This window comes from bacterium (assembly GCA_040753085.1).
Lineage (GTDB): Bacteria > UBA9089 > JASEGY01 > JASEGY01 > JASEGY01 > JASEGY01.
In genome coordinates, this window is record JBFMHI010000161.1 from 1 (window position 1) to 6,227 (window position 6,227).

Here is a 6,227-nt window from a genome sequence, read left to right on the forward strand (position 1 = left end):
TGCTTCTGGAAAATTCTCAAATCCACCTTCAAGATAAAGTCTATGCAATTACAGGGTAATGGACTCTATGCCTCCTTACTAATCAAGGTAATAGCCTATTTGCTAGCAATGCGGTTGAAAGCTCAAAGAGCTTTTTCGAAATTGACTATTACGCAAATTATGAGAAAGATCAGGCGGGAATATGACTTAGAAGTACTTATGATAGAGCATTTTCATCTATCAATTCTCTTAACTTGAAAAATATTAGTCAAATACGCTAATTTCAGAATTATCAGAGTTAAAGCACCTCCCACTTCAACTACGGCCATCAATGCCCTGGAGGCTATCACCGCCATGACCACAGCCTCCGGAGCGGCTATCGATTTAAGCACAACCACGCTTACGCCTTCTCGAACGCCTATTCCGGCCGGAGCAAAGAGGGCCAAAAAACCGATGGTCGTCGATAAAGCTGCCCCAAATACACAGAGGGGATACCCGACTAAAGGAAGAGGCACGAAAGCAGCCAGGCTAAAATAGAAGGCTGTCCCACCAATTACGAAGTTGATCAGCACGAAAATCGTAATCTTGAAGTAAAATCGCCGGTCTAATTCTTCCAGAAATGGTTGGTCGATAGACGGGCTTTCTTTTCGATATCTTCTGATCCATTTCCAGATAAAGATAATTATCCACCGCAAAATCTTCGGATGAAGTGCGAGGATTAAGATGACAGGTAAGAGGATAATCGAATAGCTTAGAGAAGGAAGAAGTATAGGAAGAAGCGGGAGTCCGCATAACAGACCAATCAATATGATCATCAAGTTGACTAAAAGAAAGCTAAAGGCAATAGTTCGCGTGGGGATGTCCATCTCCCGTGAGAAGAGGTAAAAATTTCCAAAAGTTAAGACCTTGCCTGGAAGATACTTGCCCAGGAGAGAAAAGGTAGTTATCTTAATGGCCTGCGGATATGAAATGCGGCTCCCCATATCCCGGAAAAGAGAGTAATAGGTGAAACCGAACCACATAATCCCTATGACCGTAGTTAAAAGGGCCAGCCCGATCATTTCTAACCTGGTTTGGTTAAGCAACTGAAGGAATTTCCCGAGATTGACAACCGTGTAATATCCAGCCCCACTAAATAAGATGATAATATAAGCCCATTTTAGCCAGGGGGTTCCAAAGATGGACAGGAGGGTAAGTTTCAGGTTTCGGGTTTCGGGTTTCGAGTTCATTTATAATAGATGATCTTCCGCTCTGAAATGAATCGTTAATCTCGAATTGCGAATCGCGAATCTATTTTTTAATTCGCAATTCGTGGGATGGTTCACCTTACTGTGAAAGCTTGCGGCTAAAAGTTAACTTCTTGGAGTTAATCCTTTAGGATTTCATTATGAAAGGCTAAAGCCTAAACTCCATAAAAAATGCGAGATTTCACACCAAAATGGGCGATTTGAACCGTCCCGCAATTCGTGAAGTTGGACACTCTTTGCCGCTGTGATGGCGGCCAGGAGAATCGGCACTCTCCCAGCCCAAAAAAGTCAACTGCGGTCGAATGCCGGCGTTTTCTGCAATGTTGAGGCAGTTACGATGGGCGTTATGGCGCCAGAGAATTTTCAGTATCTCAAGTCAATCATGCGAGTGCGAGGAAATTCTCAGGCTTCTTGAACAGAGCCTGCCAGCCGCCACATAAAGTGTCGAAGTCCACAATTCGCAATTCGCGATTCGCGATTGCCGTGACCGTGAGGTTTTGGGATAGGCGCTAATTCCTATTCCCCTGGCTACTTTTCAGGTCTATTATCCGTTTCTCCTTAGGATCAAACCTTTTGATTGGTCTGGCCGGGACCCCGCCCACTAAGGTGTAAGGTGGGACATCTTTGTTAATCAGGGAAGCGGCCCCAATCACAGCCGATTGGTGGATAGTCACGCCCCCCAGAATAGTAGAGTTGCATCCTATCCATACTCCATCCTCAATGGTAATAGGCTCGGCAATAACGGTAAATTTAGGATCAAAAGGCCGGTGTGTCCCATTCATAATCACGGTCCGGGTGGCAATAGCCACATTGCTGCCTATCTTGACCGGGGCGTAACAGGCTACATAACATTCAGCCTCGATTAAGGACTGGTCGCCTACCTCTAAATTAAAGGGATAAAGAATGTCCACATCAGACCGGATAACGACATTTTTTCCTAATTTAGCCCCAAAAAGTCTAAGTACCGAGGGATAAAGCTTCCCTGGAATAATAGGAAATGCCCGAAAGAAGATCTTGACTGCCTGCCAAAGAAGGCGGGAAAGGACAGATCTTTGGGACTCTATCTTTTTTAAAAAGGTATCATCAAACTGTGATAAATCATGGCTCATCAGACAATAGACAGTAGACAGTTAGACAGTAGTCCCGCCTGTCTACTGTCTACTTTTAAGGGGACGAAGAAATTTTGTCAGGGGCAAGTAGTCTTTGGTCGTGCAATTATACCAGCAGACACACCTTCTACCGGTAGAACTTATCCGCTGTCTGGCCTCCCGCATATCCCTCCAAATATCTTTTAGTGGCCTTTCTCTGACATTACCATATACTTCCTTTAGAGTCTCACAAAGAAAGACATCGCCGTAGGGGTCGATATAGAAATTATGAGAGCCGGCATAGCATATAAAGGTCTGGCCGGCCTCAGCCGGGTGTTCCAAAAAGAGGGGAAATTTTTCCAGATATTCTCTATTTCGCCATTTACTCAGCCTTCCCCTGTAATCAAAATCATTGACTATTTGCGCCCACTGTTCTTTCAAGCGGTCAAAATCAAAATCAAGTAAGTTCTTATCCCACACCCTGGGCAGGTCCACGTCGTTTACCGGTTGAACCAGGAATCTGCCGCCTTTGTCTTTGGTAAACTTCATTAATTTAATCACTTCATTTATGTTATCCCTGGTCATAGTTGTCTGTATTCCAAATTTAGCCTGGCGTTGTGAAAGCAAATCTATGGCCTGCATGGCCCTTTGGAAGGAACCAGGCATTCCCCGCTGCTTATCGTGGACCGCCGGGTCAAGGCTGTCTAAAGAAATAATCACGGCCTCAAAGGAATCTATTATCCGTTGAATATTCTTTAGGGTAATCAGGGAACCGTTAGAAACAAATTGACATCTTATCCCTTTACTGGTGATATATTTGCCAATATCAAAGAAGTCTTTTCTCAGCAGAGGTTCCCCTCCCGTGATGCTAAAAACCCTTAAACCCAGGTCAGCCAATTCATCCGCTAATTTCTTTACCTCTTGGGTAGTCAACTCAGGCTCTTTTCGCTCCAGGGCCATTTGTGGCCGTTCACAGTATTTACATTTACTGTTACAACGATAAGTTGCCCCCCAGATTAAGGTCCACGGCTTTGGCGTGATCCTGTAGTTACTCAGATAGGAGGCGGTAAACTCCAGAAACCTGACCACCGATGAAGCTGATTTAAGATATCGGTTCATAAGATCATCCTCGTATCTTTTCAATATTTCGGGGTAACTACTCAGCCCTTATTGGGAACACAGATTACACCGATTACTTAGATGGTCCAGATTATTTTTAGCTATGGGTAACTACTGGAGTTACCTCTTCTTGGCCACTATCAGCATCCCGCACCCTTCCTCTCCCAGATAGATAGAATCGCGGATGAGTCGGCAAAATCTGTCCCGGGATAATCGCCAGAGATACTTTTTTAGACTAAATTCTATTAGCTTAAAAAGAGCACTATTAAAGAGCCGGTACATCACCACGGTCTGGTAGGGAAGGTATCTTCGGCACTCGATCATCTCCAGGTTATTTTCTTCAAGCATCCGCGGCCACTTTTCAGCCGGGTAGAGAGAGGTATGGTATATCCTTTCATTAATCCTGGCCGCTTCTTTAGGACCAAAGAAATGTTCCAGATAGCGAGTGAAGTCATCGGTATAGGTGGTAAAAACAAATACTCCCCCTGGCGCCAGGACCCTGGAGGCCTCCTTCAAGAGCGCCTCAGTATCCGGGATATGTTCTACCACGGAATTAGCCAGGATAGCGCCAAAATGAGCGTTATTAAAAGGAATATGTTTGGTAGCATCGGCCTGTTTCAGCTCTTGATACACCCCTAAAGGCCTTACCTTCTCCAGGACCTGGCCATCCAGGTCAATGCCGGCCTCGATATGGGGTAAAAGCAGGGCTGAAAACAGACCGTCTCCACACCCCAAATCCAGGAGCGGCCTGGCCAAGAGGTCTTTCACTCCCCACAGCATACTTAGCTCCATCGAACGCATCAGACTTCGCGTGAAGGATCCCAGATGGATGACCCTGAGACGGTCCTGCTCAATCATCTCGTCGAGCTTATCCATTGTTCCCTGCCAGACTTTAGCCTGAGGCTCCCCCATAAGTTTGGCCGCGCCGTAGGCAATCCTATCAATAGTTCCTATGGTAAAACCAAGCAGCCTTCCTAATAGCATTAACTCTTGTCCCCTATTTTTTCAAGGCCTTACGCGCCAGGTATCTACCAATAAAAGCCTTGCCCTGATCCCAATTGGCCATAAAATCATCCCAGCTCCTGATCTTGAAAATTCTTTTGAGGAGATTTAAAGGAGTAAGGTAATATCCAGTATACATCTGGTGAATAGCCTGCTGAAGCTCCTCAGCCGTTAAGTCTTCACAAAATGATGCCCCGGAGTTGGCATCAAAATCCCGCCAGTCATGAGGTTGATCCTTAATCATTTCATAATAACGACTTCCCGGATAAGGGGTGGCAATGGAGACCTGAAAGGCCTCCGGTTTAAGCTCCTTGATGTAGGCAGCCGTCTCAGCTATGGTCTCCTTTGTTTCGCCCGGCACTCCCACGACAAAGGTCGTATGGGCGGTTATTCCGGCTCCCTGACACCATTTAACGGCGTTCATACCTTGTTCGCGAGTGGCCCTCTTGCCAATGGATTCATCCAGCATCTTCTGAGACCCGGACTCTATGCCAAAGACCACCAGCCGGCAGCCGCACCTCTTCATCATCCGGAACATCTCCGGGGAGGTCTTATCCGGTCTCATCTGACAAAGCCAGTGGATATTGAGCTTCCTGTCTATAAATGCCTGGCATATCTCCATCACCCGATCAATAGTTACATTAAGGGTGTCATCATAAAGGAATATCTCTCTGGCCCCGTATCTTTCCTTGAGGTGCTCAATTTCATCACATATCTTGGATACCTTTCTAAGTCGAACCTTGTGCCGAAACATAGGGCCGATCCAGAGACAGAAAACACAATTAAAAGGACAACCCCGGCTGCCAAAGAGCTGGAAATACGGGGGGTGCCGGCATAATTCTTCCCGGTAGTTACGCTGATCGATCAGGTCCCGGTCAGGGAAAGGAAGGGTATCAAGGTCTTTAATCAAGGGACGGTCCGGATTTATTACCACCCGGCCATCTTCTTTGTAAGTAATGCCCAAGACCTTCCTGAAGTCACCTTTATCTCTAAGGATAGTAGCGATTTCTTTTATCCCCATTTCCATTTCTCCCCTGACAATGAAATCAACATAGGGGTTCTGGATCAAATCCTGGTGGAAATAAGTAGCGTGGCAATCAACTAGCACCGTGGGGGCGCCGACCGTCTCTTTCACTCTTTTCGTAATCTCCAGATCGATCTCAATCGAGGGGGTAGAGGTCTGGATGACAACCAGATCAGGGGCTATGTCTTTAATCCGTCTCATCGTTTCTTCCATAGTAATTTGCTCTACCATGGCATCGATAAAGGAAGCCGCGAATCCTTCTTGTTTTAAAACAGCCGCTGAATACGCCAACCAAAAAGGATAAACCTGGATGACCGTATCCTTAAAGTACTTCCTCATCTTTCTCCCTGGCCATCGGTCAACTCTGACCAGATAGGTATTTTTTTCTTTAGGGTCATCCGGCCCAATTAAGAACAAAACTTTCATCGAAGCCTCCTATTCCAATCTCTCGATTAACTACCTTGGCGATGTTCATCGTTTCAGCCATTTACAAATAGCCCCTCCGGCCACCGGGTGTCTGGTAGCCTGGTGTTCCGCCTACCAGACTACCAGACATCAGATTACCACATGCCTGCAAAAAATAGCGGTAACCGTTCAGGGGGTAATGAAAGTTGAGGGGGAATTTTTGTAACTATTCAGCTCTTAAGGCACAAAGATTACCAATAATAGCACACGGATTACACGGATGAGACGGATTGACACGGATAAAAATTTATTAGAAAAAATCCGTGAGAATCCGCCAAAATCTGTGTCATCCGTGTGCTATTC

At 45.8% G+C, this 6,227-nt stretch carries 5 protein-coding genes; all 5 read right to left on the minus strand.

Annotated elements, in window-relative coordinates; all coding sequences use genetic code 11:
• Positions 1-212 precede the first annotated feature (212 nt).
• A complete protein-coding gene (locus tag AB1797_12340; GenBank protein ID MEW5768387.1) occupies positions 213-1,208 on the minus strand; it encodes a lysylphosphatidylglycerol synthase domain-containing protein in 996 nt (331 codons plus the stop codon).
• A 527-nt stretch (positions 1,209-1,735) separates the two neighbouring features.
• Entirely contained in the window at positions 1,736-2,335 is a 600-nt protein-coding gene (locus AB1797_12345) for a DapH/DapD/GlmU-related protein (protein ID MEW5768388.1), read from the minus strand.
• 42 nt (positions 2,336-2,377) lie between these two features.
• A complete protein-coding gene (locus tag AB1797_12350) occupies positions 2,378-3,433 on the minus strand; it encodes a radical SAM protein (GenBank protein MEW5768389.1) in 1,056 nt (351 codons plus the stop codon).
• A 120-nt stretch (positions 3,434-3,553) separates the two neighbouring features.
• The gene (locus AB1797_12355; GenBank protein ID MEW5768390.1) at positions 3,554-4,417 is read right to left on the minus strand and encodes a methyltransferase domain-containing protein; all 864 of its coding nucleotides are present in this window, start codon (positions 4,415-4,417) and stop codon (positions 3,554-3,556) included.
• Between the two features lie 13 nt (positions 4,418-4,430).
• A complete protein-coding gene (locus AB1797_12360; GenBank protein MEW5768391.1) occupies positions 4,431-5,885 on the minus strand; it encodes a radical SAM protein in 1,455 nt (484 codons plus the stop codon).
• Positions 5,886-6,227: the final 342 nt, after the last annotated feature.

Coding starts and splice junctions, on each gene's coding strand:
- AB1797_12340 (MEW5768387.1), bottom strand. CDS start 1,208: ATGAACTCGAAACCCGAAACCCGAAACCTGAAACTTACCCTCCTGTCC.
- AB1797_12345 (MEW5768388.1), bottom strand. CDS start 2,335: ATGAGCCATGATTTATCACAGTTTGATGATACCTTTTTAAAAAAGATA.
- AB1797_12350 (MEW5768389.1), bottom strand. CDS start 3,433: ATGAACCGATATCTTAAATCAGCTTCATCGGTGGTCAGGTTTCTGGAG.
- AB1797_12355 (MEW5768390.1), bottom strand. CDS start 4,417: ATGCTATTAGGAAGGCTGCTTGGTTTTACCATAGGAACTATTGATAGG.
- AB1797_12360 (MEW5768391.1), bottom strand. CDS start 5,885: ATGAAAGTTTTGTTCTTAATTGGGCCGGATGACCCTAAAGAAAAAAAT.